Origin of the sequence: Parvibaculum sp. (assembly GCF_049672805.1) — a bacterium.
Taxonomy (GTDB): domain Bacteria; phylum Pseudomonadota; class Alphaproteobacteria; order Parvibaculales; family Parvibaculaceae; genus Parvibaculum.
This window is the reverse complement of the sequence record NZ_JBATWS010000300.1, coordinates 1-3,278: the sequence shown is the minus strand read 5'-3', so window position 1 is coordinate 3,278 and position 3,278 is coordinate 1. Positions and strand designations below refer to the sequence as shown.

At 61.3% G+C, this 3,278-nt stretch carries 3 protein-coding genes; all 3 read left to right on the top strand.

Translation table 11 applies throughout. The annotated features are described in order from the left end of the window. The first annotated feature begins 69 nt into the window (after positions 1-69). The gene (rpsA, locus tag WBF74_RS09610; protein ID WP_424438749.1) at positions 70-1,779 is read left to right on the top strand and encodes a 30S ribosomal protein S1; all 1,710 of its coding nucleotides are present in this window, start codon (positions 70-72) and stop codon (positions 1,777-1,779) included. A gap of 131 nt (positions 1,780-1,910) precedes the next feature. Then, positions 1,911-2,867, top strand: a complete 957-nt coding sequence (gene sppA, locus WBF74_RS09605) for a signal peptide peptidase SppA (RefSeq protein WP_424438746.1) — start codon at positions 1,911-1,913, stop codon at positions 2,865-2,867. A 72-nt stretch (positions 2,868-2,939) separates the two neighbouring features. After that, complete coding sequence (locus tag WBF74_RS09600) at positions 2,940-3,224, top strand: integration host factor subunit beta (protein WP_424438743.1); 285 nt, start codon at positions 2,940-2,942, stop codon at positions 3,222-3,224. Positions 3,225-3,278 lie beyond the last annotated feature (54 nt).

Here is a 3,278-nt window from a genome sequence, read left to right as displayed (position 1 = left end):
TTTTGGGAGAAGACCCGCGGACTCAACCGCCGGCCGGAATAAAAAGCATATCGTCAGGAGACTTTTTCATTGGCTAACACAGGAAGCGCGCTCAATCCGAGCCGCGAAGATTTCGCCGCCCTGCTCGAACAGTCCTTCATGGACAGCAACATGCAGGAAGGCTCCGTCATCAAAGGGACGGTTGTTGGCGTCGAGAACGACCTCGCCATCATTGACGTCGGCCTGAAGACCGAAGGCCGCGTCCCCCTCAAGGAATTCGCCGCGCCCGGCAAGCCCGCCAACATCAAGGTGGGTGACACGGTCGAGGTTTATCTCGAGCGCATCGAGAACGCGATGGGCGAAGCGGTTCTGAGCCGCGAAAAGGCCAAGCGCGAAGAAAGCTGGATCCGCCTCGAAGTTGCCTTCGAGAAGCAGGAACGCGTTGACGGCCAGATCTTTGGGCGCGTGAAGGGTGGCTTCACCGTCGATCTCGACGGCGCCGTTGCCTTCCTCCCCGGCAGCCAGGTCGATATCCGCCCGGTGCGCGATGTCACGCCGCTGATGAACATTCCGCAGCCCTTCCAGATCCTGAAGATGGACAAGCGCCGCGGCAATATCGTCGTGTCGCGTCGTGCCGTCCTCGAAGAGACCCGCGCCGAACAGCGTCAGGAACTCGTCGAGAACCTCAAGGAAGGCCAGGTGCTCGAAGGCGTGGTCAAGAACATCACCGATTACGGTGCGTTCGTTGATCTCGGCGGCGTGGACGGCCTGCTGCATGTCACCGACATTGCATGGCGCCGCGTGAACCATCCGACCGAAGTTCTCTCGATCGGCCAGACCGTGAAGGTTCAGGTCATCAAGGTGAACCACGAGACGCAGCGCATCTCGCTCGGCATGAAGCAGCTCGAAGCCGATCCGTGGGAAGGCGTCGAAGCGAAGTACCCGCTCGAAGCCCGCTTCAAGGGCCGCGTGACGAACATCACCGATTACGGTGCCTTCGTGGAGCTGGAGCCGGGTGTGGAAGGTCTCGTCCATGTTTCCGAAATGAGCTGGACGAAGAAGAACGTGCATCCGGGCAAGATCGTTTCCACCTCGCAGGAAGTGGAAGTGATGGTTCTCGAAGTGGATCCGGTGAAGCGCCGTATCTCGCTCGGCCTCAAGCACTGCATGGACAATCCCTGGACGACCTTTGCCGAGCGTTTCCCGCCCGGCACGATCGTCGAAGGCGAGATCAAGAACATCACCGAGTTCGGTCTCTTCATCGGCCTCGACGCCGATGTGGACGGCATGGTGCATATGTCCGATCTCGACTGGAACCGGTCCGGCGAAGAGGCCATGACCGACTACCAGAAGGGCCAGATCGTGAAAGCGGTCGTGCTCGACGTGGACACGGAGAAGGAGCGCATCTCGCTCGGCATCAAGCAGCTTGGTGGCGACCCGATGGAATCGCTCGGCGACATCCGCAAGGGTGCGGTCGTTACCTGCACGGTGACTGCCGTGACCGAGAACGGCCTTGAGGTGACGGTTGGCGAAGACAATATGGCCGCCTTCATCCGCCGTGCGGAACTGGCCCGCGACCGTGGCGACCAGCGCCCTGAGCGTTTCGCCGTCGGCGACAAGGTCGATGCCCGCGTGACGCAGTTCGATCGCGCCGCCCGCAAGATCCAGCTTTCGATCAAGGCGCTGGAAATCGCGGAAGAAAAGGAAGCCGTTGCTCAGTACGGCTCCTCCGATTCGGGTGCCTCGCTCGGCGACATTCTGGGTGCGGCCCTCAAGCAGGCCAATTCGGAAGACAAGTAATCCGGCTGGCGGAGCGGCAATCGCTCCGCCGACCCTTTTTGCATCCGGCCACGATGCGACAGCGAAAGCGTTTACAGTTTCGTCTGCCGCGTTAATCTCTCCTCCAATGCTTCTGTTCGGAGGAAAGCCTCGTGTCACTCGATGCTGATACACTTGCGGACAGGCGGCGTTTGAAGCGCCGCCTGTTTTTTTGGCGCGCTGGCGCCGTCGTCGCGGTGGCGCTGGCGCTGATCATTATCGTGTCGGATGGCGGGCTGCCGCTCCGTCAATCTCATAGTGCGCGGGTCACAATTTCCGGCGTGATCGTGGATGATCGCTACCAGCAGGAAATGCTGGAAGAGATCGCCGATGACGACAACGTCAAGGCCGTCATCCTTTCCATCGACAGCCCCGGCGGCACGACCACAGGGTCAGAAGCCCTCTACGAAGCCGTGCGCGCGCTGGCCGAAAAGAAGCCCGTCGTTGCCGTTCTCGGCACGGTAGCGGCATCGGGCGGCTATATCGCGGCCCTTTCCGCCGACCATATCGTTGCCCGCGGCAACACCATCACCGGCTCTATCGGCGTTCTTTTCCAGTGGACGCAGCTTCAGGACATGCTGAGCAAGATCGGCGTGGAAATGAAGGAAGTGAAATCCTCTCCCCTCAAGGCGGAGCCGAGCCCCTTCCACAAGACCGATCCGCGCGTCATTGCCGCGACGCAGGAGATGATCGACACCTCCTATGAGTGGTTCCTCCGGCTTGTCGTGGAAAGGCGGGCGATGGATGAGGCGACCGCGCGCCGCCTTGGCGACGGGCGGGTCTATACCGGCTGGCAGGCGGTGGAGAACGGCCTTGTGGACCAGCTTGGCGGCGAGGATGTCGCCCTTGCCTGGCTTTCAGCCGAGCATGACATTGATGAAGACCTGCCGGTGACGGATTGGGAGCCGCGCTATCCCGAACTCGGTTTTGCCGGCCTCATGGGCCGCGCCATGGGCCATGCGTTTGGCGCAGCCCTGCTTGGCGCCACCGATGAGCTGACGGGAAAAACGCAGCAAACAAAACGACTTACACTTGACGGTCTGACGAGCGTTTGGCAACCTGACCGCTGATTGAAGACAAGGTTCCCGCCACTTCCGGCTGTGGCGGGCAACAAGCTGGGCACCGCCGGGGGACGCTGGAATATGATCAAATCGGAACTCGTCGCCCGTCTTGCACAAGCCAATCCCCATCTCTATCAGCGCGATGTGGAACGCATCGTCAGCACGATCTTTGACGAGATCAGTGCGGCCCTTGCACGGGGCGACCGGGTGGAATTGCGCGGTTTCGGTGCTTTTTCGGTGAAAAACCGGCCCGCCCGCACAGGCCGGAACCCGCGCACCGGTGAACCCGTTCATGTAGAAGAAAAGTCGGTCCCCTTCTTCAAGACCGGCAAGGAACTGCGCGAGCGCCTCAACGCCGACGATTGAGGCCCAAACCGGGACCGCGCCGGCGGCGCGCGTCAGGAACCTGCCATGTTGAAC

Coding starts and splice junctions, on each gene's coding strand:
- WBF74_RS09600 (WP_424438743.1), top strand. CDS start 2,940: ATGATCAAATCGGAACTCGTCGCCCGTCTTGCACAAGCCAATCCCCAT.